Here is a 24,805-nt window from a genome sequence, read left to right on the forward strand (position 1 = left end):
TAATAGTTATGAAAAACATTTCGAGAAGAAGTTTCCTCAAGACCGGAGCCGTAGCGGCAGCCGGACTAACGATCGTTCCGGGTTCCGTGCTCGGTAAATCCTTTGGCTATACAGCTCCTAGTGACAAACTGAACATCGCAGGTATCGGTGTCGGCGGTATGGGACGTCGTAACCTCGCCAACATGAACACGGAGAATATCGTAGCTTTATGCGATGTGGATTGGCACTATGCGGACAAGACCTTCAAGGACTATCCGAAGGCTAAACGCTTTAAAGACTGGCGTGTCATGTTCGATGAGATGGGTAAGTCCATCGATGCGATTATGGTAGCCACCCCAGACCATACACATGCCGGCGTGACCGCCCACGCAATCACGCTAGGCAAGCATTGCTATACGCAAAAACCGCTTACCCACTCCGTTTACGAATCGCGTTTGCTTACCAAACTGGCGAAGAAATATAAGGTAGCCACCCAAATGGGTAACCAAGGTAACTCATTCGACTGGTGCCGGCAAATCGCGGAATGGATACAGTCTGGCGTAATCGGCGATGTATACGAGGTACATTGTTGGACAGACCGCCCCATCTGGCCCCAAGGCTTGATGAAACCGAGCGATACCCCGAAATGCCCGAAGACACTGGATTGGGATTTATGGATCGGCCCGGCTCAAAAGCGGCCTTATAATCCGGTCTATACCCCTTGGAACTGGCGCGGGTGGTGGGACTTCGGAACCGGAGCCTTGGGCGATATGGCTTGCCATATCATGGACCCGTTGTATTGGGCACTCGACTTGAAATATCCGACCAGCGTAATCGGTAGCTCTACTTTGAGTAACCTGTACTCCCCTCCTCACGCGCAGATCGTAACGTATACATTCCCCGCACGTCCGCCCAAAGGAAATGTCAAGATGCCGGAAGTGAAGGTCTATTGGTACGATGGTGGTCTGATGCCTCCCCGTCCGGAAGAATTGAAAGACGGGCAGATGATGGGCGACGAGAATGGCGGTATCATCTTCATCGGAACGAAAGGAAAGATCATGACAGGCTGTTACGGAATGAACCCGACCTTATTACCGGTTTCCGACATGGAACATTTCAACCAGCCCAAACCGACGATCCCGAGAGTGAAAGGTGGCAATGGAGACATATGGTCCACCAACGCCCATGAGCAAGACTGGATCCGGGCTTGCAAGGAATCCCCGGAAAATCGTACGGAAGCCTCATCCAACTTCCAGTTCTCCGGTCCGTTCAACGAGATGGTCGTGATGGGAGTCTTGGCCGTTCGCCTCTCCGGACTGCAAGGTTTGCATCGTGAGTTGCAATGGGATGGAGAGAACATGCGGTTTACGAACATCTCCCCGAACGATAAGATCAAGATCGTCACGGTGGATGATTTCAAGGTAATTGACGGAGATCCGCGTTTCGACCGTCGCTTCGCCGAGTTTAACGCCGCAGAGATGGCCAACGAATGGATCAAGCATACGTATAACAACGGTTTCTCTTTGCCGGATATGCCAAGATAAACCTTTTAATAACAGCAGAACATGATAAGACATATCTATAAAATAATGATAGCGATCGTTTGCTGCCTATTGGCTATTCCAACCGAAGCGCAAACGAAAGCCGAGAAGAACGGATGGCGTCTAGGTATGCAATCCTATAGTTTCCATCTGTTCCCTCTGACGGAAGCTCTTGACAAGACGCAAGAACTCGGATTGAAATATATCGAGATTTATCCCGGTCATAAACTTGGCGGTAAATGGGGGGATAAAGTATTCGATTTTAACCTCGATACACAAACTCAGAAAGAGATAAAGGAACTTGCGGCATCCAAAGGTATCAAGATCGTAGGAACCGGTGTGTATGTAGCCGAAAAGTCATCCGATTGGGAAAAGATGTTCAAGTTCGCAAAAGCGATGGACCTAGAATTCATTACTTGCGAACCGACTTTAAGTGACTGGGACTTGGTAGAAAAATTGTCTAGGCAATACAACATTAAGATCTCCGTCCATAATCATCCGCAGCCTTCCGACTACTGGAAACCTGAGAACCTGTTGAAAGCCATCTCCGGATGCAGTCAATCGCTTGGTTCTTGTTCCGACGTAGGCCATTGGCGCCGGGAGGGATTAAACCAGATCGATTGCTTAAAACAGCTCAAAGGCCGGATCATCTCTTTGCACTTCAAGGATATCGCCCCCAAAAAAGCAGGAGAAAAAGAGCAACACGACGTGATCTGGGGCACAGGCATCCTAGACGTAAAGGGTATGTTGAAAGAGCTCAAATCCCAAAATTTCAAGGGAGTATTCTCTATCGAGTATGAATACAACTGGGAAAACTCAGTACCGGATATTAAAGAATGTATCCAATATTTCAATAAAACCGCAAACGAAATCTTATAATAGGGTTAGCATTAATTGACAGGCAGTAAGCGTATAGGTTCAAGGAATGTTTCCTAGCCTATACGCTCCACCTTTCTAATAATACACGGGAATAAAATGGCATCAGACAACAAAATAATCGAATTGATCAAACAAGGAGATATAGCCGCCTTTAATACCCTGTTCAAGTCTGTTTATCTCCAACTTTATATACATTGCCGGAAATTTATCCCCGACCCGGAAGATGCAAAAGACATCTTACAAAACGTCTTCCTCCGCTTCTGGGAAAAGCGTGAGAACATTGATATTCACACGTCTTTAAACGCTTATTTATACAGGGCTATACAGAACGAATGCCTCAATTACCTTCGTTCTACCGGAACTCCCTACTTGATTAGCCATAATTAATAAATTTAAGATTAATAATAAGATCTAACAATGTTACGTTTTTATCCGTATTACACTAAAAATCATCCATTTCTCATAAGCAAGACTGTTTTTAAGATTAATAATTCAATGATTTATTATTTGATTACTATAGTATCTTTCAGTATTTGATAGCGAATGCCCGTATTCGTCTTTATCACATTGAGAATCTCCGATAAATCTTCGTTGTTACGGAAACTACCGCTAAACCTTAATTTTTTTATTCCTTGATTTTCATAATGAAATACAACGTTATAGTTCCTTTCCAACAACTTTGTTATATCTTGCAGATACATCATTTCGAAAGACAAGAAACCTCCTCTCCATTGAGCAAATAGTTTCTGATCGTAAGGCACTACTTCTATCTTATTTCTACTTTTATCATAAACCGCCACTTGGTTTGGCTCAAGTAAGACCTCTTGTTTAGTCAACGTAGGTTGTACGGCAACCTTGCCATTGAACAAGGTTGTGGTTAGTCGCGAGTCTTCCATATAAGCGGAAATATTGAAGGCCGTACCGAGAGCCTTCACATCGATACCACTTGCTTTTACAACAAACGGTAAATCCTTGTTCTTCGCAACTTCAAAATAAGCTTCTCCATCTAAGCAAATGTCACGATTGGAATGACCATAATTCTCCGCATATTCTATAGTTGTACAAGAATTGAGCCACACCTTCGTTCCATCCGGTAATTGCAAATAACTTTTCTCTCCTTTGCTCGTTACTAATTTATAACTGCCGACAGTCGAAGAGTCCTCTTGTCTAGCCAGGTATAACATTGATAATGAAATACCTATACCAAAAATAACAGCTGCGGCATACTTCATGTATTGAATGAATTGCCTTCTTGTTTTCATTTTGGGAATAGCTTTTACCTCTATGGATGAAAACAAACGCTCCCATTCCTTATTAACCTCTACCTCATCTTTAAGGCATTCCTCGATTATATCTTTTATATATTTCTTCATTGTTTTTTCTCGACTCTATATGTATGACACACTAAAGGGATGTGTTACTTACAAGATTGATAGTTTTTTGTATTATATTTTCAAGAAGCCAAATAATCTTTTAATCTACTTTTTAAAGTCTTAAGGGCTCTATATATCTGCGTTTCCACCGTACGGACGGAAATATCCAGTTTATCTGCGATCTCTTGGTTCTTGAGTCCATTTATACGACTCAATTTAAATATGGATTTACATTGATCGGGTAATTCCTCTATCGTATTTTCCGTGATTCGCTCTATCTCAAGGACACTAAGTGTAGAATGAGGATCATTATCCTCCACTTCCTCTCGAAATAACACACCAGCAGTCTCATATCGAGGGACTTCAATAGTTCCGGTAGAACTAATTACAGTACCCTGAAAAAATCATTATTTTTAGGTTTGTGCTTAACCTTTTCCCAGCCGTACACAGCAGCGGCATCAGCACAAATTATATCCTTAAATATCACAAAAGGAACTATCACTGAAGTTTTTAAAGCGATTGAAGACCAAAGTGAATATAAATTCTTTTATAATGACAATCAAATCAATCTGAATAAACGGGTTGATGTCAATATCCATGGAGAATCCATAGAACAAGTATTGAACAATGTCTTTAGAGGTACGGATATTACGTATAAGATCGTCAAGAATCACGTAGTACTTACCAACAAAACCATGAAAGATACGGAGTTACCATCCATCAACCAAAATCGCAAACGGCTAACCGGACAAGTAGTAGGACAAGATGGGGAGCCTCTGATCGGAGTAAACGTCGTGGTGAAAGGTACAACGATCGGATCTATGACTGATATGGACGGAAACTACATTCTAGAGAATGTTCCCTCCAACGCTACTGTTGAATTCTCGTACATCGGCTATCTCCAACAAAGTATCAACGTAGGCAATAAAAGTAACCTCAACGTCACTTTAGCGGAAGACACTCAAAAGTTGGATGAGGTGGTAGTTGTCGGTTATGGTTCGTTCAAGAAAAGAGATTTGACAGGAGCCGTCACCCAAGTAAAAGGAGATGAAATCGCCAATCTTCCTCTTCGAAGTGCTGCGGATGCCTTACAAGGAAAAGCGGCCGGAGTTACCATTACCTCCAGCTCAGGAAGTCCGGGTTCCATCGGAAACGTACGTATTCGCGGTGTAGGTACTATCAACAATAATAACCCATTATATGTTGTGGATGGATTGCCTCAAGATGATATAGGCTGGCTAAACGCACGTGATATTGAAAGCCTAGAAGTACTAAAAGACGCATCCGCACAGGCCATTTATGGAGCTAGAGCGGCAAACGGCGTGATCCTTGTTTCCACCAAACGCGGGGCTTCAGGTGATAGTTATAGAAGCAACATCGAATTTGACATGAATGTAGGTTTCCAAAGTATCCCTAAACGATATGACGTACTGGATGCTGAAGGTTTCATGGAGTACAAAAACCGTGCCTATACAGCGGCAGGCAAGACTCTGATTGACGATTTCTCCACACCGGAAAAAAGAGAACAAATACTCTCCTTCCTTGATAAGAATGGTGGGCGTGAAGGTACAGATTGGTGGGAAGCGACAACCCGCAAACCATCCGAGGCTATCAACCAGAATTACAACCTTGCGTTTTCAGGTGGTATGAATAAGTTGAGATATCGTACCAGCTTCGGCTATATGAACCAAAAAGGTATTCTGAAAGGTTCTGACTATGAACGCTTATCCGGACGATTAAATCTTGATTCGGAGGTCACGAAATGGCTCAATCTGTCAGCAAACATAAATGTAGTTTATGAATCTAGGAGAAACTTAGACGAAAACAACTCCTATTCCGCTACTGTATTTAGTACAATCAGTGCCGATCCGATCACACCGATTTATCGTGATAACCTCGTGGATATCCCCGACTTTCTGCAAAATCGTATCATGAGTGGTTATGAACCGACTAATCCTTGGTCTCGTTATACCGGGGTTATCTACTCCAATAAGCCGAATACGGTAGCCCAAGTAGATCGGCAAGCTCTCAGCCAATGGCACGGGATCGCAACAAAGAGTAATATTTCCGGTGAATTCAAATTATTCCCATTCTTGACCTTCAAGTCTAGTATTGCTCTTGATTTGATCCGGAACCAAAGTGATTCTTTCAGGCCTAAATACTATTTGGATGGAGATGAGTACTCGACCTATGCAGGAGTAGGACGTTCTGTTGGAAATACGGATTATTGGGTATTTGACAATTACCTCACATACAACCAAAAATTCAATAAACATGCCATCACTGCCATGGCCGGAACCTCGGCTGAAAAGAGACGCTACGAAGATATCTATGCCTACAAGGAGGGTATGGTTAATAATAATCCAAGCCAGCAAATCATCAATGCGGGAACTTTAAACCCGGGAGCGGCCGGATACATCTCAACGACTTCGTTGAATTCCTACTTCGGTCGTATTTTCTATTCGTTTGACAATCGCTACATGATCACGGCCAATATCCGTTGGGATGGATCGTCTATGTTTGCTACAGGCCATAAATGGGGTTGCTTCCCATCTGTTTCCGCAGGATGGAACTTCTCGGAAGAAAATTTCCTTAAGGATGTTGATTGGTTATCACAAGGTAAATTGCGTGCCGCATGGGGTGAGATTGGAAACCAAACAATCTCGGCCGGCGCTTACATGAACACATTTGGCAACGGCAGTTATTACATCTTCGGTAATCCTAACGCTGCCACTTTATACGGAGGACGTAACCAAGTAGGTAATCCTGACTTAAAATGGGAAACTACCCGCCAACTAGATTTTGGTTTGGATTTAGCGTTCTTTGATGGATCGTTAAGAGCCACATTCGATTACTTCGATCGTGAAACAAAAGATATGTTGGTGCAAGTTCCCATCCCAAGCTCATTAGGTTTTCCGAATACACCTTGGATGAACGCAGGTAGTGTAAGCAATAAAGGTTTTGAAATTTCATTAGGATACGATGGTAAAGCCGGCAAAGACTTCAAATATCACATCAACGGTAATATATCGACCTATCGCAACAAGGTGAAGAGCCTAGGTAGCGGAGCTAATATACCGGGTAAGGGCGTTCACCTCGGTTATTTCTCTTACACAATGACCGAACCAGATAAACCTATCGGTTACTTCTATGGATTCAAGACAGATGGAGTATTCCAGACTCAAGATGAGATTGATAATTACAAGAACAATGGGCAGGTTGTCATGCCAGGCGCAAAACCGGGCGATTTGAAGTTCCAAGACCTAAACAAAGATGGTAAATTGGATGACGAGGATCGTACGATGACAGGAAATCCGCATCCGGACTTCACTTTTGGCCTTACCTTAGGGGCAGAATGGAAGGGATTTGATTTCACAGCCTTCTTCCAAGGTTCCGTAGGCAACGACCTCCTGAACATCTTGAAATATGACATCTATTCAGGAACCGGTTGGTACAACGCTCCTAAAGACATCTTAACTACTTTCTGGAATGGGCCAGGTAGTACAAACAAGAATTTCGCCATCGACGCAGATAGCCGTATGAATCTTGAAATGTCTGATTGGTATGTCGAAAACGGTTCTTATGTACGTTTGAAGAACTTACAGATTGGTTATACCCTCCCGTCTTCGCTAACAAAAAAGATCACGCTCAACAATCTTCGCGTTTTTGTAGCGGCACAGAACTTATTTACGATCACCGGTTATTCCGGACTTGATCCCGAAATCGGAGAGATCAACAACAATCCGCAATATAAAGGTTGCGACATGGGATTCTATCCACAAGCAAGGACATTTATGTTCGGTATTAGTATGAAACTATAATTTAAATTCGGATACATTATGAAATCAATAATAAAAACAGGAAAGATATTCGCTTTTGTTCTAAGCATCAATGCCCTCACAATTAGCTGTAATAGTGATTTCCTAGAAAGACCCACTTTGGGTAATTTGGATGAAGAGACCTATTTAAGTACCGAAGACGCAGGTTTCAAGTTATTGGTAAACTGTTACCAGCCAATATGGAACCAATGGGATTATCAAACCATGAAATTCGATATTGGAGATCAATTGACAGACGATTGCGCCAAAGGAGGTTCCGATGCAGGTGACCGTTCCGCCATCACGGAGATCAGCCGAGGTAATCCGATCGCTACCAGTAGCCTGCTTACGCAGCTTTGGGATCATCGTTATAAACAAGCGATCTCTCCTTGTAACGTATTTTTATCACTAATCACTCCAGAGACACAATTGATTCAATCCGGAGGAGCTTTAGTAAGTACCGAGGTTAAACAAAGATGGATAGCGGAAGCCCATTTCATGCGTGCATTCTACTATTTCGATCTGGCTATGATATTCGAGAACATTCCAATCATAAATAAACCATTGAACGCAACCGAGAAAGAAAGCATCACGAAAGCGAACAAGGAAGAGGTCATGCAGTTTATCCTTTCAGATTTGGCGACAGCCATTGATGAACCAAATCTTCCTAGTGCGAAAAACTTACCTAGCTCGGAAATTGGACGTGTAACAAAGGAAGCCGCAATGTCTTTCCGTGCTCGTGTAAACATGTTTTATGGTAATCTAGAAGCCGCAAAGTCTGACTTAAAGGCCGTTATAGAATCGGGATGCTATCAACTCATCGACAATTACGAGACCTTATTCAATAGTGCCTCAGAAGGATATATATCCAAAGAATCTGTCTTTATTTCTTTACGTTCTTATATCCCGAACTATACAGGTGGAAGTGTATGCCCGCAGATGAATGTAGGTCGTGCCGGGACCGGCGGTTGGGGAGGCGAATGCCCAACCAACGATTTGGTAAATGAATATGAGGTAGGTGATCCCCGTTTGGTACATACCGTATTATCCTCCGGAGACATATTCACCAAAACGGATGGAACCGAAGAGATCCACGATTATTCAGGATATGATAACTTTACGTTGCAACATAGCCGCAAGCAATATCCGGATTGGTCAAGACGGCCTATCGGCGATTTGATGAATACAGACTGGACATTCTATCATATCCGTTACGCCGACGTATTATTAATGTACGCGGAATGTTTGATTGAGACAAACGACAATAAGCAAAAAGCGGTGGACTTGATCAATGAGGTGCGTCACCGTGCTTTTGTCACCACATCCCCCACTGATAGTTATGCCAAATATCGTAAATTCAATGTTACCGAAGACAAAAAAGTGACAGAAGAAATATTTAATACGAAATACAAAGTAAAAGTATCGGATGATTTACGAAAAGCCCTCCGCCACGAACGACGTGTCGAACTAGGAGGCGAAGGACTGCGTCTGTATGATTTACTTCGTTGGGGAACTTTTGTCTCCACGATGCAAGCTTTCGGAAAAACAGCCGAAGGAAAATATTCAAGTGCCGGGACACATGTCACGGACAAGACCTATCCTTACCCCATCCCCCAAAATGAGATCGATTACGTAGGAGGAGCGTTAACTCAAAATGACAATTACTAAAGAGTAGTATTTCATATTTGTAGAAAACCGGGCTTTTTCCAAGTCCGGTTTTTTTATAAAGACTCTTTACTGGTTGGTTTTACGCAAAATATTTCCTAGTTTTGCACAATAATATACAGATTAAATAAACTGGGATATGAAGAATATAATCATTATAGCTAGTTTACTCCTTGGGATGCCGCTTATGGCACAAACCAAGGTGGTAAAAAAGAACGCCGTAAAAGCAAATAATTTCGGAATCACCTATTCGTTACCCAAAACCTCGCTGGTCGTTGATGCCGAAGTGACTAAAATCACCTGTAAAGCCGGGCCTTACTTTCAATATGCCGAGAAGTACCTGGGCGTGAAAGATGCGGTCACGGAAGATAAGATTTATTTCGATCTTGGGAAAATCAGTCTGATCAACCGGGGATTACCCGATGCGGATAATACCTATATCGTAGAATTCAAGCAAGGCACGGTCGCCCCTTACGCTTATCTTACCGAAGATGGACTATTATGCTCGATAAACGCAGAATATACACCGGTTGAATCCGAGCTAGATGCCGCAAAGAAAAATAAAGGCTCCCAACAAAAAGTGACAGACGCTTCCGTTTTCTCAGAGGAATTACTAATGGCAGGCTCCACCGCCAAACAAGCAGAGGTGGCCGCTAAACAAATTTACCGTATCCGGGAAAGCCGTTTGAACATCTTGACCGGCGAGGCGGATAATTTACCTCCCGATGGTGAAGCTATGAAGCTAGTGATCCAGCAATTGGAGGAGCAAGAAAAAGCATTAACAAACCTATTCACCGGAATCTTGACCAAAGAAACCGATCATTATGAGGTAAGTATCATCCCCCACGATAACCTAGACAAAGAAGTATTGTTCCGTTTCTCCAAGCAACTAGGCATCGTAGACGCTGACGATTTGGGCGGTACCCCTGTCTATATGAACTTGAAAGCGACAGAAAGGGCTCCGATCCTAGATGCCAAGGAAGCCGAGAAGAAAGACAAATCATTGAAAGGAATTGTCTACAATGTTCCAGGTAAAGCCAGCATAGAAATACTAATGGACAAAAAAACACTCTACAAAGGAGAGGCCCAAATCACTCAATTCGGAACACGGGAAGGACTAGCTCCTGTTATGTTTGAAGATAAGAAAGCCCCCGTCAAGGTTCTTTTCTATCCGGAAACCGGCGCCATAAAGCAAATTATTCAATAAGTATAAACTAATATTATCTAAAACACATGTTACAAGGACAACCTAAAGGTCTCTATGCCCTAGCGCTCGCAAACACGGGCGAACGCTTCGGCTATTACACTATGCTTGCGATTTTCACATTATTCTTGCAAGCGAAATTCGGCTATACGGCCGCAGAGACATCAACGATTTTCGCTAGCTTCTTAGCGTTCGTGTATTTTATGCCATTAATTGGCGGTATGATGGCCGATAAGTTCGGTTATGGAAAGATGGTTACCTCAGGTATCATCATCATGTTTGTCGGTTATCTTTTATTAGCCATCCCAACAGATGCTGCCTCGGGAAAAATCATGATGTTCGGATCGCTCGCTCTGATCGCTTGCGGTACCGGATTATTTAAAGGTAACTTACAAGTGATGGTAGGTAATCTTTATGATGCCCCGGAATACAGAAGTAAACGTGACCAAGCCTTTAGTTTATTTTATATGGCGATTAATATCGGTGCCATGTACGCACCTACGGCTGCCACAAAAATGACAGACTGGATGTTGGGTAAATACAACCTTTTCTACGAGTCACAAATTCCGGCACTCGCTCACCAATTCTTAAACGGTACAATCTCTGCGGAAAATAAAGAGGCACTCGCCGCTCTGCAAAGCGCACAAGGTTTCACCGGCGATATGGCTACGTTCTGTTCCACGTATATCGAGAAGTTGTCCGAGGCATACAACTATGGATTCGGTGTGGCTTGTATCTCATTGATCATATCGATGGCTATCTATATGGGATTCCGCTCTACCTTTAAGCATGCGGATGTCAATACCAAACAAGCAAAGGCTTCCCACGCTCCGCAAGAGGAATTGTCACCCGCCGAGACGAAACAACGTATCACCGCCTTGCTGCTGGTATTCGCCGTGGTATTGTTCTTCTGGATGGCTTTCCATCAAAACGGTCTGACGATGACGTTCTTCGCTCGCGACTATACGGCTAACCAAGTGACCGGACTGGATCGTATCGGCTTTGATGTGATTAACTTAACGTTATTGGTTATCGCCGTGTATGGAGGATTCGCTATCGCACAATCCACAACAAGCAAAGGCAAAACAATCGCCAGCATCGTAACCGTGGCCGCATTAGCCGCTCTAGGCATCAAATATATGGCTATGCCGGAAACCGTAACGATCCTTCCGCAGACCTTCCAGCAATTTAACCCGTTCTTCGTGGTTGTATTGACTCCGGTATCATTGGCGATCTTTGGTTATCTGGCTAATAAGAAGAAAGAACCGTCCGCTCCCCGTAAGATCGGATTGGGTATGATGATAGCCGCTTGCGGTTTCTTGATCTTGGCGATCGGTTCTATGGGTTTGCCTACACCGGACGCTTTAGCGGCAGATAGCAAATTGCAGGTATTGGTTTCTCCGAACTGGTTGATCTCGACTTATCTGGTATTGACCTTCGCTGAATTATTGCTTTCTCCGATGGGTATCTCTTTCGTATCCAAAGTGGCTCCTCCTAAATACAAAGGTATGATGATGGGTGGATGGTTCGTGGCTACGGCTATCGGTAACTACCTGGTCGCTATCATCGGCTATTTGTGGGGAGGCATGCAGTTATGGATGGTATGGAGCGTATTGATCGTTCTTTGTTTACTGTCTGCATTGTTCATGTTCTCTATCATGAAGAAACTGGATAAAGTGGCTTGAGAATTGAAAATTAGAGGATGAGGAAGTTGTATACATATCGCTCGCAGGCACTCCGTTTCAGAAGATGGAGCCGGAAGGCGTATGCGGCTTTCATTAGTATACAGAGGGCTGTTACGATCGGACAATTGTCCTTTTCCGTAGCCGATCGCTTCGAGAAAAAGAATCAGTCTTTACATTCCGGAATCGGTACGTTCATGGACGGATTCTTCGAAGTGGATGAGGAAGAGAGGGAGAATACCGGGGAGGATAAATGGAGCCTTGCGACATCGTATGGACTGTGTACGGCATTACTCCCGGTATTGGCTTCTAATAAGATCGTTCATCCGGTTCATCGTGTAGCTCACTATACATTATATAATTAAATAGTAAAGGCGAGAGGTATCCGAAAGGATATTTCCCGCCTTTATTATTTCCACCCGGTTGTAGAGACGGGGTATATATACGTGAAATTATTAAATTAGAAAAAATGACAATAAAAGAAGCGAAGCTGTACATCTTAGAGGGTAGGAAGATTACAGAGGAACAAGCTTTAAGCTTGGCGAATCACCCGGACAAAGAGACGCTTTACGAGGCCGCCCACCAAGTCACCCGCCATTTTATGGGGAATAAGTTCGACACGTGTTCCATCATCAACGCCAAAAGCGGCAATTGCAGCGAGGATTGCAAATGGTGCGCACAATCGGGACATTACAAGACCCTCGTAAACTTATATCCTTTGCTTCCGGCCAAGGAGTGTGTCCGCCATGCGGTATACAACCGAAAACAAGGCATTCGGCGTTTTGCCTTGGTGACCAGTGGCAAGCGAGTATCGGACAAAGAAATGGAACAGATCGCCGATACGATCCGGCAAATCAAGCGGCAATGCGATATTAAATGCTGCGCCTCCATGGGATTACTCACCCGCTCCCAACTCCAATCGCTTTACGATAGCGGAGTGGAGAACTATCACTGCAATATCGAGACTGCCCCTTCCTATTTCCGTCAGCTCTGTTCCACGCATACAATCGAACAGAAAATGGAAACCATACATACCGCCCGGGAAATCGGTTTCCGTATCTGTTGCGGTGGTATTATCGGTATGGGCGAGACGATGAAGGAGCGAATCGAGATGGCTTGTTTCCTACGGAAAGAAGGTATCTTATCCATCCCTCTCAATTTATTACAGCCGATACCGGGAACTCCTATGGAGCATATACGGATCTTACAAGAAGAGGAATGGCTGACAACGATCGCCCTTTTCCGCCTGATCAATCCAAACGCATTTCTCCGTTTCTCCGGTGGACGGGCACAATTAAGCGAGGCCACGCAACGGAAATCCCTATATATCGGGATTAACTCCGCGATCATCGGAGACTTATTAACGACTATCGGAAGCAAGGTAGAAGAAGACAAAGTCTTATTTACCTCCGAAGGCTATTCACTCACCGCAAACACCGATTGGGAAAAATGACAACAAACGAACTTTTACAATACGACCGGGATCATCTATGGCATCCCTACACCTCGACCATCGATCCACTTCCCGTCTATCCGGTATCCAAAGCGGAGGGCGTAACGATAACCCTTGCGGACGGCAGGAAGTTAATAGACGGAATGTCTTCTTGGTGGGCGGCAGTCCACGGATACAACCATCCGGTACTTAACGCGGCGGCTAAAACCCAACTAGATAAGATGAGCCATATCATGTTCGGGGGATTCACACACGAGCCGGCCGTCGAGTTGGCCGCTAAATTACTACCGCTATTGCCCCCTTCCCTAGAAAAGATATTCCTAGCGGATAGCGGCTCGGTAGCCGTAGAGGTAGCCTTAAAGATGGCGATCCAATACTGGCAGTCCAAAGGCATAACGGGAAAACATACCTTCGCCACGATCCGTAGCGGTTATCACGGGGATACTTGGCACGCCATGTCGGTATGCGATCCGGTGACGGGTATGCATGGGATCTTCTCAGGAAGCCTACCCATCCAATACTTCATACCCCAACCTTCGGTCCGGTTCGGCGAGGAATGGAGAGAGGAGGCCATAGCCCCTTTACGGGATTTATTAGAACGACACGCCGACGAGATCGCCGCCTTGATCTTGGAACCGATCGTACAAGGAGCCGGAGGCATGTATTTCTATTCCCCCACTTTCCTCGTTCGTGCCCGGGAACTTTGCGAGCGGTATAACGTCTTATTGATATTCGACGAGATAGCGACCGGCTTCGGGCGTACCGGAAAGTTGTTCGCATGGGAACATGCGGGAGTCGAACCCGATATCATGTGTATCGGAAAGGCATTGACGGGAGGTTATCTTACGCTTTCTGCCACAATTACGACAAAGCCGATAGCCGACACGATCTGTTCCGGCGAGGCGGGATGCTTTATGCATGGACCTACGTTTATGGGAAATCCCTTGGCATGCGCTATCGCTTCGGCCTCGATCTCATTATTGACCGCCAGTCATTGGCAGGAGAAAGTGAAGCTTATAGAGGAGCAATTACGAGCGGAATTAGCGCCAGCCGCCGAGCTGCCCAAGGTCGCTGAGGTACGGGTATTGGGGGCGATCGGGGTGATCGAGATGAAGCATCCGGTAGATATGGCGGTATTGCAACGCCGCTTCGTAGAGGAAGGGATATGGGTACGTCCGTTCGGACGACTGGTTTACCTCATGCCGCCTTTCATTATCTCCACGAATGAACTATCCAAACTAACCTCCGGATTATTGAGAGTATTAACGCATAATTAACATATCTACAACCGGGTAATATATAAATAGATGAAATCATACAACGAGCAACTTACGGCTTTACGGGCCTCCGGGAATCTTAGGCACCTACCGGAAGTCGAGCATCAAGGAATATGGATATTAAAAGAGGGAATGCGTATGCTGAATCTCTCTTCCAACGATTATCTTGGATTAGCCAGCCGGCAGGATTTACAAGAGGAGTTTCAAGCATCCACACAAGACCGCTTCTATCCCTACTCCTCCTCATCATCCCGCTTGCTGACGGGTAATTTCTCCGTATATACGAAACTGGAGAAACAGATCGCCCGCTCCTTCGACCGGGAAGCCGCATTGATCTTTAACAGCGGCTATCATGCCAATACCGGAATCCTCCCGGCCTTAGCCGATAAACAGACCTTATTACTCGCCGACAAGCTGGTACACGCCAGCATCATCGATGGCATCTTATTGAGTGGCTCCCCTTTCCTCCGTTACCGCCACAACGACTATGATCAACTGGAACGCCTCGTACAAAAGAATGCCAGTCAATACGAGACGATCATCATCCTGACCGAAAGCATTTTCAGCATGGACGGGGATGTAGCGGACTTAAACCGCCTGATAGCTATCAAAAGGCAATATCCCCATATCCTATTGTACGTAGACGAGGCTCACGCCATCGGAGCCCGTGGAAAGATGGGGCTAGGTATCGCCGAGGAACAAGGCTGTATCCAAGAGATCGATCTATTGGTCGGTACTTTCGGCAAGGCGTTAGCGTCTATGGGGGCCTATTTGGTTTGTTCCCGTACGATACGAGAATATCTGGTCAACACGATGCGACCGCTCATATTCAGTACGGCCCTACCGCCGTTCCAAATCGCATGGACTTCCTTCATCTGGGAGAGACTCCCCTCGTTCACGAAGGAACGGGAGAATCTTCTAGCGTATAGCCGATTGTTAGCGGAAGCTTTAACAGGCAAAGGCGGCGAGATCAGCCAAAGCCATATCATCCCCTTCATTGTTGGAGAAAGTGAGGATTGCGTACGGAAAGCGGAAGAGCTACAACGGAAAGGTTTCTACTGTCTCCCGGTTCGCCCCCCGACAGTGCCTAAAGGCACCTCCCGTATCCGCTTCTCCCTTACGGCAAACCTCACAATAAAAAATATGCGTCAACTGATTGAGGAGGGCATTTTGACGCACCTCTAACCCCGGATAGATAATATGTATATAAATTAGATGATAGTATGTATATAGATAAAATAATAGATAAGCGATCCCCGAGTCTGATCCTCTGCCTCGCCGGCTGGTCTACCTCGCCGGCCCTTTTCCGCCATCTGGAAGTACCGGAGCGGACAGACCTATGGATTGCCTACGATTACAGGACGCTTGCGTTCGAAGAGACATTCGCCCCCTATAAAGAGGTGCATTTGGTCGCTTGGTCTTTAGGCGTATGGGTAGCCACCCATCTTTGGGCAGGCCACCGATCCTTTACCACGGCGACCGCCCTGAACGGTACCCCTTCTCCCATGCACGATACGCTAGGCATCCCGACCGCGGTCTTCGAAGGAACCCTCAATCATTTCAGCGAGGAAGGTATGCGTCGCTTTAACCGCAGGATGTGCGGAGATAAGGAGACTTTCAATCGCTATTCGGAACTCTCGTCACGTCCGCTGGAGGAAATCAAGGAGGAACTGGAATCTCTATATAATCAGATCCTCCCGGAAAAGCTCGAATCAGCCGATCCGCGGATATCCGCCTTCTGGGATCAAGCCATCCTGTCCACCGAAGACAAGATATTCCCGGCAACCAACCTCCGTAACTACTGGCAAGGCCGTTGCCCTATCCAAGAGATCAAGGCGCCTCATCTTCCTTTTTACCACTATCAATCATGGAACGAACTATGGAAGTAATCGCACAAGAACGGATCCGCCGGCGTTTCAGCCAAGCGGTAAATACATATGATGATCATGCGGAAGCCCAAAAACGGATTTGCGCCCATCTGGTACAGCTATTGACCGCATACACCTCCTCCCATTTCCGCAGAGTGCTGGAAATCGGTTGCGGAAGCGGTGGATTCACCCGTTTATTAAAACAAGAATGCCAGATCGAGGAATGGATACTCAACGATCTTTGCGAGACTTGGCAAAGTGCCATCGAGGAGTTGTTCCCTTCCGCTCCTCCTCTATTCTTGCCCGGTGATGCAGAACGACTGGCTTTTCCCGGCAAGTTCGACTTGATAGCCTCGGCTTCCACTCTGCAATGGATGAAAGACCTTCCGTGTCTCCTCCATAAGCTATCGTCTATTCTATCGCCCGGGGGCGTACTGGTTTTCAACACCTTCACGCCAAGCAACCTTCACGAGATCAAGGAGCTGACCGGAGAAGGGCTCTCCTATCCTGCCACCGGACAACTAAGGGAGTGGTTATCCGCCGATTTCCAGATCGTCCATGAAGAAGAAGACAATGTTCCCTTGACCTTCCGGCATCCGCTGGAAGTGCTGAAACATCTAAAGTACACAGGTGTCACGGCCAACACCTCTTGCGTCTGGACACGGGGAAAACAGGAACGTTTCTGCCGGGATTATCAAGAGAGATTCCCCTCGGCGGAGGGTGGAGTCACATTAACTTACCGCCCACTCTACATCTTAGTGGTCAAAAGACAAAGGTAAAGTATGTCGCCTCTTTCGAGGTATTACTCCTTTCACCTATATGGTACAATCGTATCACAGACGTGAAACGATCTTTTCACCTTGGTGATACGTTCTTTTCACAAGGGTGAAAAGATCAATAGTACGGGAGAAAAGGAATAAATAGCTTAGAGACAAGGGATAATATCCATAGATACAAAAGATAAATCAAGCAACTATTTTAACAACAGAACAATGAATAATCAAACGAAAGAAAACGTCTTATTTATCTCCGGCATAGACACGAACGTCGGAAAGACCGTAGCCACCGGTATGATCGCCAAGGCTTTGGCGAAAGCCGGAAAGAAAGTGATCACCCAGAAGATGATACAGACCGGATGCGAGAACATATCGGAGGATATCGAGGCACACCGCCAGATACAAGGGATCCCCTTTACCGACGAGGATACGCAAGGGCTGACTTGCCCTTATATCTTCACCTATCCCTGCTCTCCTCATATGGCGGCGGCGAAAGATGGAAGACGTATCGATTTAGACACGATCACCCAAGCCACCCGGCGATTGCGAGAGACCTACGAATATGTATTACTGGAAGGAGCCGGAGGACTGATGGTTCCGAACGACATGGAATCCCTTACGATCGATTATGTGAAGGAACAGGCCTATCCCTTGATACTAGTCACATCTGGCAAGCTGGGAAGTATCAATCATACTTTGCTTAGCTTGTACGCCTGCGAGCGGTACGGTATCGAGGTAAAAGCCATCGTCTACAACCAATATCCAAGCATCGACCCCTTGATCGAGACGAATACCTTGGAGTATCTAAAGACCAAATTCCCGGAGATCCCCTTAATCCTCCTTCCGGAAATGACAAAGGGAAGCGAGGGGTTTCCCGATATTCGACCGTTGCTTTAACGCCCTATCAAGCCGGATCAGGAAATAGATCCAATATTTTCTGATCCGCTTTTCTCCGGATCTCCGGCGTAATGCCATCCTTCACCATTTTCAATACGAAAGTCATCACCGCCACATCGTCCGTGAAGCCGATAATGGGTAGTACGCTCTCCGGGATCAAGTCGAAAGGTAATATAAAGTATCCTAAAGCCCCGACTATATAAGCCTTATGTTGAAGCGGCACCTTTTCATCCTGCAACATATAATACAACGTGAAGACAGGACGCAATACCGTCGCCCCCACTTTCTTCGCTACCCGCTCTATCTTCCTCCAGAAGCTCTTTTCCGAGAAATAAGTCCCATATCTTTGTATCTCATGTACTTCCTCGAAAGGAACATCCTCAATCTTTCTTGTGTCCATAAACGAATCCTATTAAATCATCTTTCACAAAGATAACAAGTGGCGCAGAAAAATCGCACATGAAATGAGGAAATATTACACAATGACCTCCATACCCGTATTCAAAGCTTTCCGTAATAATCTCATAAGATTCGTTTTGTTACTCCAACGAATACAGGCAACAAAATAGTAACAAAACAAACGTATCTATTAGACTAAACAAGGAATATAAAGGTTCACTATTTCATCTCATTTTTTCTTTTCCTCCACAATTGATAGCTATTGAATATGTTCTGCCACAGTACGTAGCTCCCGGGACCAATAGAAGATAAGGGGTTCAAATAGGTGTAAGACATCCAGATCGCCAACACGGTATTTTTTTGTCCCAAGGCTTGTCCTGCGCTAATACGGTCATCGTATCTCGTGCCGATACGTTTTCCCAAATAAAATTGGACGATACAGGTTATCAAGCCTCCTAAAGCGATCAGGATTTCTACATAAATCTCCGCCTCGCTATTGGCCAAGGACTTCACGGTCTGCCCGGTCACGATAGCCAAAGCTACGGCCCACAGGTAAAAAGCCATATCCCGAAACCCCGCAAGAAAACGATGGATAGACGGCATGAACCTGCGCAAGAATAAAGCGAGGAGAAACGGGAATAGCAGCAAAGGGAAAACTTTTCCTAATATCTTCAAGAACGCGGCAAAGAAAGTGATCTCGGCATGCGGCTCCACTAATGGGAAGACCAACGGCACGACAATCGCCGCCAATAGATTCGATAATAAGGTATAAGTAGTCAGACTAGAGGCGCTTCCCCCTAATTTCCCTGTAATCACGGCCGCCGCCGTAGCAGTCGGGCAAATCAGGCAGACCATCGCTCCCTCAAACACGTCCCGGTATTCCTCTCTCATTGGCAACCAGAGCAATAAGGCTGCAAGTACCAAACTAGAAACCGCTTGGATAAGCAATAGCCAACCGTGCCAAGGACTGGGCATTAATTCCCGCACAGAGATCTTACAGAAGGTCAGGAGCAGCTGGGCAAAAATCAAAAAGGGCGTCAGATACGCTATCAAAGTGTACATGAACGGCTTTGTAGGCGCCAGAAAAGCAACATTGGCGAAAACAAAATGCCCTATCGCACCCGCTAACATGGAAATAGGGAGTGTCCATGTCTTGAAGAATTTCAACATAACACCGATTCTTTTAATTCGGGATGCAAAATAACATCTTTACATCGAAAGAGGCAAACAAAAACATCCCTATTGCTGACACTATCACCTAAAACAGTCGAAGGCTACAAGAAAAGGGACTGGGTCGTGATTCTTTTTCACGGCTCAGTCCCCCCTCGATTATTCTATGACCAGATCGCCAGTTATTATCTCAACGGGATATATTGTACAAACGCCTCGATAGCCTCATAAGAAGCTAAACCTAATTGGCGATACAACTCAGCGGTAGCACGGTTACGGTCTTCGGCACGTTGCCAGAACAGACGCTCATCGTCACCTAGATACGGAGCACTCTCGGCCTGCGATTGATGCTTCAAGATAGCGTTACGTTTGAAGCGCAACTCCTCCGGACTGATAGGTACGGCCATCTCGATATGGTCCATTTCCCATTCTGCCCATGCGCCACGATACATCCATACACGGCAATTCTTCATCCACTCCTCGTCTTTCACCTCGTCGATAGCGGCAAGGACGGCATCCAGACAAACCTTGTGGGTTCCGTGCGGGTCGGCCAAGTCACCAGCCACAAACATCTCATCCGGCTTGATCTCCAGCAACAAAGCCTTCACGACGTCCTTATCGACCTCGCTCAGCTCATTTTTCTTCACCAAACCCGTCTCATAGAACGGAAGGTCCAAGAAATGCACATGATCGTCCTTCACGCCCGAGTAGCGGCAACCATGACGGGCTTCCTCACGACGGATCGTTCCTTTCATAAAGAGAACATCCTTTCTCTCCGGCTCGCCATTCTCCACCTTCTCGTAACGCAGGTAATTGATGATCTCGTTCGCTTTATCCTTCACGGCCGATTCTGGAGAGTATTTCTCGCATACATCACGCAAATACTCGCAATAACGGATTACCTCCTCGTCGCCTACGGCGATATTACCGGAAGTCTCGTAAGCCACATGCACATCATGATGCTGGTCGCACAGACGACGCAAGGTTCCGCCCATGGAGATCACGTCGTCATCCGGATGCGGACTGAACACGATCACCTTTTTCGGATACGGGGTGGCACGCTCCGGACGATTAGAATCGTCAGCGTTCGGCTTACCGCCCGGCCATCCTGTGATCGTATGCTGGATATCGTTGAATATTTTGATATTTACATTATACGCCGAACCATAGAGGGCCAACAACTCGCCCAATCCGTGCTCGCTATAATCCTTGTTTGTCAATTTCAAGATCGGTTTGTCCGTCAATTGACACAACCAAACGATCGCACGGCGGATCAACTTATTATCCCACTCGCAGCTAGTCACCAACCAAGGATGGCTGATTCGGGTCAAATCGTAAGCGGCGGAAAGATCGATCACGACCTTGGCGTTCGGATGATTCTGTAAATAGCTGGAAGGAACGGCATCGCTGACCTTACCCTCAACAGTCTTAGCGATAATGCTAGCCTTATCCTCTCCCCAAGCCATCAAGATCACGCTGCGGGCGTTCATCATCGTTGAGATACCCATCGTGATGATACCTGCCGGGACATTCTCCTGCGAAGGGAACGTACGGGCAGCCTCCTTACGAGAAGCGCCTTCCAACAAGACCATACGGGTACGTGAGCTAATCGTTGTTCCACTCACGTTGAACATGATATTACTGGAGTTACCGATACCTAGCAACATGCAATCGATGCCTCCCACGGATTGGATCGTCTCCTCATACTGGCGACAGAAATCCAGGATAGCGTCTTTCGGCATGCTTCCATCCGGACAATAGATATTCGCCGGATCGATATCGATCTGATCGAACAGCTCCTCTTTCAGGCGAGCCTGATTTCCGGCGCTGGGATTAGTCAAGGGGTAAAACTCATATTCCACGAAAGCGATCACGTTGCGGAAACTTAATTTCTCCTCTTTATGCATACGGATCAACTCCTTGTAAACGCTTAACGGAGAACGTCCACCGGGTAAAGCGATCACGAAGGGCTTACCAATATCTTGTTTTTTACGGATTTGTGTTGCTATCTCTTTAGCGACAGCGAAAGAACCTTCCTCGGCCGATTCGTAAATGTTTGTCGGAATCTTTTCCAAACGAGTTAAAACAGAATGCTCAAAAGCATTTTCCGGGCGATAATACCGCAACGGTATACGCGTCAGAGTAATTTGAGAACTAAGGTTCGTTTTCATGTTTAATTATTGATATTAGTATTACAATCTTACTTGAATCACAAATATAGGAAATAAGTACTGATTTTGTCATACGTTGATAGAACAAATTTATTAGCCGAAAGGCTTGATCTATATCGTCTAAAAATAAAAAAGGACTGTCCGCTGAGACAGCCCCTTCCTTTATTATTAACGAGCTTAGACCAATGTATTTGTCTCCGGGACTAAATTACCCATGCTCCATACCGCACGCACATTCAACTTACGATCCAAAATCACGATATCAGCATCCTTTCCTCTTTGCAAGGTTCCTGTGCGATCGCTTACCCCCATCAGGCGAGCCGGGGTCTCGGAAGCCATGCGGACAGCGTCGGCCAAAGGAATATCGGCCTTCTGTACCATGGTACGCACCAGTACGTCCATCGTAGCGATACTTCCCACCAAGGAGGAGTGATCCGCCAACTTGCAAACACCATCCTCGATGATAACGCGGGGATCAGATAAAGGCTTACCCTCATTGGCGGCGCAAGAAAGAGCGTCCGTAACCAAGCAAGTACGTTCCACTCCTTTCAGCTTATAGACCAACCGGAGGATCGTAGAAGGTAAATGGCACCCATCAGCGATCACCTCTACCGTCATATCGTCCATCAAGAAAACACTTTCCACCGTTCCCTCGTATTTATATTCCCGACGTTTATGGAAGCCAGGCATGGCGTTATAGAAATGAGCCGCATGCGTGAAACCGGCGTTGTAAGCGGTCTTGATATCATCAAACTCCGCTTCCGTATGCGAGATAGCGGGCAGGATTCCCCTCGACTTCAGGTATTGGGCGAACTCAAGCGTACCCGGTATCTCCGGACTGGAATCCCAACGCTTGATACAATCCGTACGTTCCAATATCTCTTTATATTCTTTCGGGTCGGCGGGATTCTCCTTATCAATAAATAAACTCGCCGCCATCTTCGGATTCAAATACGGTCCCTCGATATGCAATCCCAAGATAGGACCCTCTTTTTTCCTCATCATTTCCTCGCATACGGTTACCGCCTTATCAATCACCCCGATTTCCGGAGCCAACACGGTAGGGAATATCGTCGTGGCCCCATGCTTCAGATGGACCGCTACCGCACCATGGAAAGCCTCTTCCGTACATTCGGAGAAGTCGAAGCCCCCGCCGCCATGGATATTCATCGCCACGAAACCAGGAACTATAGACATTCCTTTCGCGTCCACCACCTTGGCACCAATCACCGCTAAATCGCTATTTGTAACCTCTAAAATCTTCCCGTCACTAATCAATATGGAACCATCCTTCATCCATCCTTGCGGCGTAAGGATATGGCCATTTATAATCTGTGTCAACATAATCGTTCTTGTTTAGAATAGTTTATTCGTACCTTCAACCAACGTCCCCATCGCCCATACGGCACGTATATTTAAGTCGCGGTCGTACAACACGATATCAGCGTCTTTGCCCCGCTGCAAGGTTCCCTTACGATCGGATACGCCCATGATACGGGCGGGAGTCTCCGAGGCCATACGCACGGCATCCTCCAAAGGGATCTCGGCCTTCTGCACCATCGTACGGATCAAGCGGTCCATCGTAGCGACACTACCCGCCAAGGCCGAACGGTCGGCCAACTTACATACACCATCCTCAATGATGACACGCGGATCGAAAGCGACTTGGCTATCACTGGCGGCGCAAGCCAAGGCATCTGTGATCAAGCAAGTACGTTCCACACCCTTTATCTTATAGACCAAACGGAGGATCGTAGGCGGCACATGAATACCATCGGCCACGACCTCAACGGTCATATCATCGAGCAGATAGATACTTTCCACCGTTCCCTCATATTTATACTCGCGGCGTTTATGGAAACCCGGCATGGCGTTATAGAAATGGGTAGCATGGGTATAACCTACCTCATAGGCGGTCAAGATATCCTCAAACTCGGCTTGGGTATGCCCTACCGAGGCGAGTACGCCTTTCGAGGTGATATATTTACCGAACTGCATCGCTCCCGGAAGTTCCGGAGCGGCGTCCCAGCGCTTGATACAATGCGTTTCCTCCAACAAAGGGATATATTCCTCGGGATCGGGATTCTTGATGTTCTCCGGGATTTGGCCGCCGGCCATTTTCATATTGAAATAATGTCCTTCCAAATGAAGCCCCAGAACCGGGCTATCTTTCTCGGCCATCAGTTTCTCGGTGGTCTCGGCGGCGGCACGGATCATCGGGATGGTAGAAGAGGATAAGGTGGGGAAGATACTGGTCGTACCGTGTTTCATATGCGTGGCTACCGCCGCACGGAAAGCGTCCTCGGTGCCCTCCATAAAATCACGGCCTCCACCTCCATGCACGTGAATTTCCACGCCACCGGGGACGATGTACATACCTTTGGCGTCTATCAAGGTTGCCCCCACTACCGCTAAGTCGCAGTTTGTTACTTCTAAAATCTTACCGTCGCTTATCAATACCGACCCGTCTTTCAGCCAGCCTTGCGGGGTAAGAATCTTTCCATTAATGATCTGAGTTAACATGATATGAGTTTTAAGCTTTCGCGTTCTTTTAAGTTCACAAAGTTAACGACTTTTCATTACAACAAACCACCTATTTATAGTTATTTTCGCCTCGAAAGGAAATAAAATCCACTAAGTCCCATCATCCTTT

Annotated in this window: 21 protein-coding genes; 14 read left to right on the forward strand and 7 right to left on the reverse strand. The window is 46.1% G+C overall.

The window, feature by feature from the left end; translation table 11 throughout:
* Positions 1 to 8: 8 nt before the first annotated feature.
* The 3 genes from E5342_RS01110 (at position 9) to E5342_RS01120 (ending at position 2,786) form a co-directional block, all read left to right on the forward strand.
* Positions 9 to 1,523 carry a Gfo/Idh/MocA family oxidoreductase gene (locus tag E5342_RS01110; protein WP_121735547.1) on the forward strand — a complete coding sequence of 505 codons (1,515 nt, stop codon included), beginning with the start codon at positions 9 to 11 and terminating at the stop codon, positions 1,521 to 1,523.
* Between the two features lie 21 nt (positions 1,524 to 1,544).
* The gene (locus E5342_RS01115) at positions 1,545 to 2,399 is read left to right on the forward strand and encodes a sugar phosphate isomerase/epimerase family protein (protein ID WP_135958626.1); all 855 of its coding nucleotides are present in this window, start codon (positions 1,545 to 1,547) and stop codon (positions 2,397 to 2,399) included.
* Between the two features lie 96 nt (positions 2,400 to 2,495).
* A complete protein-coding gene (locus E5342_RS01120; protein ID WP_008778163.1) occupies positions 2,496 to 2,786 on the forward strand; it encodes an RNA polymerase sigma factor in 291 nt (96 codons plus the stop codon).
* Between the two features lie 116 nt (positions 2,787 to 2,902).
* Here E5342_RS01120 and E5342_RS01125 read toward each other — a convergent pair whose 3' ends face one another.
* Together E5342_RS01125 and E5342_RS01130 are read right to left on the reverse strand one after the other, a co-directional pair.
* Positions 2,903 to 3,772, reverse strand: a complete 870-nt coding sequence (locus tag E5342_RS01125; protein WP_135958627.1) for a FecR family protein — start codon at positions 3,770 to 3,772, stop codon at positions 2,903 to 2,905.
* Positions 3,773 to 3,852: 80 nt separating this feature from the next.
* Entirely contained in the window at positions 3,853 to 4,110 is a 258-nt protein-coding gene (locus E5342_RS01130) for a sigma-70 family RNA polymerase sigma factor (RefSeq protein WP_121735544.1), read from the reverse strand.
* Between the two features lie 81 nt (positions 4,111 to 4,191).
* On the opposite strand from E5342_RS01130, the gene E5342_RS01135 reads away from it, so the two are divergent.
* The 11 genes from E5342_RS01135 (at position 4,192) to bioD (ending at position 18,412) form a co-directional block, all read left to right on the forward strand.
* On the forward strand, positions 4,192 to 7,593 hold the full coding sequence (locus E5342_RS01135) for a TonB-dependent receptor (protein WP_121735543.1): 3,402 nt from the start codon (positions 4,192 to 4,194) through the stop codon (positions 7,591 to 7,593).
* 18 nt (positions 7,594 to 7,611) lie between these two features.
* Positions 7,612 to 9,258, forward strand: a complete 1,647-nt coding sequence (locus E5342_RS01140; protein ID WP_121735542.1) for a RagB/SusD family nutrient uptake outer membrane protein — start codon at positions 7,612 to 7,614, stop codon at positions 9,256 to 9,258.
* A 136-nt stretch (positions 9,259 to 9,394) separates the two neighbouring features.
* Positions 9,395 to 10,462, forward strand: coding sequence for a DUF4831 family protein (locus tag E5342_RS01145; RefSeq protein ID WP_121735541.1), 1,068 nt, complete (start codon positions 9,395 to 9,397; stop codon positions 10,460 to 10,462).
* Between the two features lie 26 nt (positions 10,463 to 10,488).
* Positions 10,489 to 12,144 carry a peptide MFS transporter gene (locus tag E5342_RS01150; protein WP_135958628.1) on the forward strand — a complete coding sequence of 552 codons (1,656 nt, stop codon included), beginning with the start codon at positions 10,489 to 10,491 and terminating at the stop codon, positions 12,142 to 12,144.
* Between the two features lie 17 nt (positions 12,145 to 12,161).
* Positions 12,162 to 12,506 carry a hypothetical protein gene (locus tag E5342_RS01155; RefSeq protein ID WP_236651404.1) on the forward strand — a complete coding sequence of 115 codons (345 nt, stop codon included), beginning with the start codon at positions 12,162 to 12,164 and terminating at the stop codon, positions 12,504 to 12,506.
* A gap of 104 nt (positions 12,507 to 12,610) precedes the next feature.
* Positions 12,611 to 13,594 carry a biotin synthase BioB gene (bioB, locus tag E5342_RS01160; RefSeq protein WP_121735539.1) on the forward strand — a complete coding sequence of 328 codons (984 nt, stop codon included), beginning with the start codon at positions 12,611 to 12,613 and terminating at the stop codon, positions 13,592 to 13,594.
* On the forward strand, positions 13,591 to 14,871 hold the full coding sequence (bioA, locus tag E5342_RS01165) for an adenosylmethionine--8-amino-7-oxononanoate transaminase (RefSeq protein WP_121735538.1): 1,281 nt from the start codon (positions 13,591 to 13,593) through the stop codon (positions 14,869 to 14,871). Before bioB ends, bioA begins: the two co-directional genes overlap by 4 nt.
* 30 nt (positions 14,872 to 14,901) lie before the next feature.
* Positions 14,902 to 16,056 carry an 8-amino-7-oxononanoate synthase gene (locus E5342_RS01170; RefSeq protein WP_121735537.1) on the forward strand — a complete coding sequence of 385 codons (1,155 nt, stop codon included), beginning with the start codon at positions 14,902 to 14,904 and terminating at the stop codon, positions 16,054 to 16,056.
* 38 nt (positions 16,057 to 16,094) lie between these two features.
* Positions 16,095 to 16,760 carry a DUF452 family protein gene (locus E5342_RS01175; RefSeq protein ID WP_121735536.1) on the forward strand — a complete coding sequence of 222 codons (666 nt, stop codon included), beginning with the start codon at positions 16,095 to 16,097 and terminating at the stop codon, positions 16,758 to 16,760.
* Positions 16,751 to 17,518 carry a malonyl-ACP O-methyltransferase BioC gene (gene bioC / locus E5342_RS01180; protein ID WP_121735535.1) on the forward strand — a complete coding sequence of 256 codons (768 nt, stop codon included), beginning with the start codon at positions 16,751 to 16,753 and terminating at the stop codon, positions 17,516 to 17,518. The genes E5342_RS01175 and bioC overlap by 10 nt, the downstream gene beginning before the upstream one ends.
* 213 nt (positions 17,519 to 17,731) lie before the next feature.
* The gene (gene bioD / locus E5342_RS01185) at positions 17,732 to 18,412 is read left to right on the forward strand and encodes a dethiobiotin synthase (protein WP_121735534.1); all 681 of its coding nucleotides are present in this window, start codon (positions 17,732 to 17,734) and stop codon (positions 18,410 to 18,412) included.
* Between the two features lie 7 nt (positions 18,413 to 18,419).
* Here bioD and E5342_RS01190 read toward each other — a convergent pair whose 3' ends face one another.
* The 5 genes from E5342_RS01190 to nagA (E5342_RS01210) form a co-directional block, all read right to left on the reverse strand.
* Positions 18,420 to 18,812: a YkvA family protein gene (locus E5342_RS01190; RefSeq protein WP_121735533.1), complete on the reverse strand. Its 393-nt coding sequence runs from the start codon at positions 18,810 to 18,812 to the stop codon at positions 18,420 to 18,422.
* A gap of 218 nt (positions 18,813 to 19,030) precedes the next feature.
* A complete protein-coding gene (locus E5342_RS01195) occupies positions 19,031 to 19,981 on the reverse strand; it encodes a transporter (RefSeq protein ID WP_135958629.1) in 951 nt (316 codons plus the stop codon).
* A 185-nt stretch (positions 19,982 to 20,166) separates the two neighbouring features.
* A complete protein-coding gene (locus tag E5342_RS01200) occupies positions 20,167 to 22,152 on the reverse strand; it encodes a glucosamine-6-phosphate deaminase (protein WP_121735531.1) in 1,986 nt (661 codons plus the stop codon).
* A 177-nt stretch (positions 22,153 to 22,329) separates the two neighbouring features.
* Positions 22,330 to 23,496 carry an N-acetylglucosamine-6-phosphate deacetylase gene (gene nagA / locus E5342_RS01205; protein ID WP_135958630.1) on the reverse strand — a complete coding sequence of 389 codons (1,167 nt, stop codon included), beginning with the start codon at positions 23,494 to 23,496 and terminating at the stop codon, positions 22,330 to 22,332.
* A 12-nt stretch (positions 23,497 to 23,508) separates the two neighbouring features.
* Positions 23,509 to 24,675 carry an N-acetylglucosamine-6-phosphate deacetylase gene (nagA, locus tag E5342_RS01210; RefSeq protein WP_121735529.1) on the reverse strand — a complete coding sequence of 389 codons (1,167 nt, stop codon included), beginning with the start codon at positions 24,673 to 24,675 and terminating at the stop codon, positions 23,509 to 23,511.
* Between the last annotated feature and the right edge of the window lie 130 nt (positions 24,676 to 24,805).

Source organism: Parabacteroides distasonis, assembly GCF_004793765.1.
In the GTDB taxonomy this organism is placed as follows: domain Bacteria; phylum Bacteroidota; class Bacteroidia; order Bacteroidales; family Tannerellaceae; genus Parabacteroides; species Parabacteroides distasonis_A.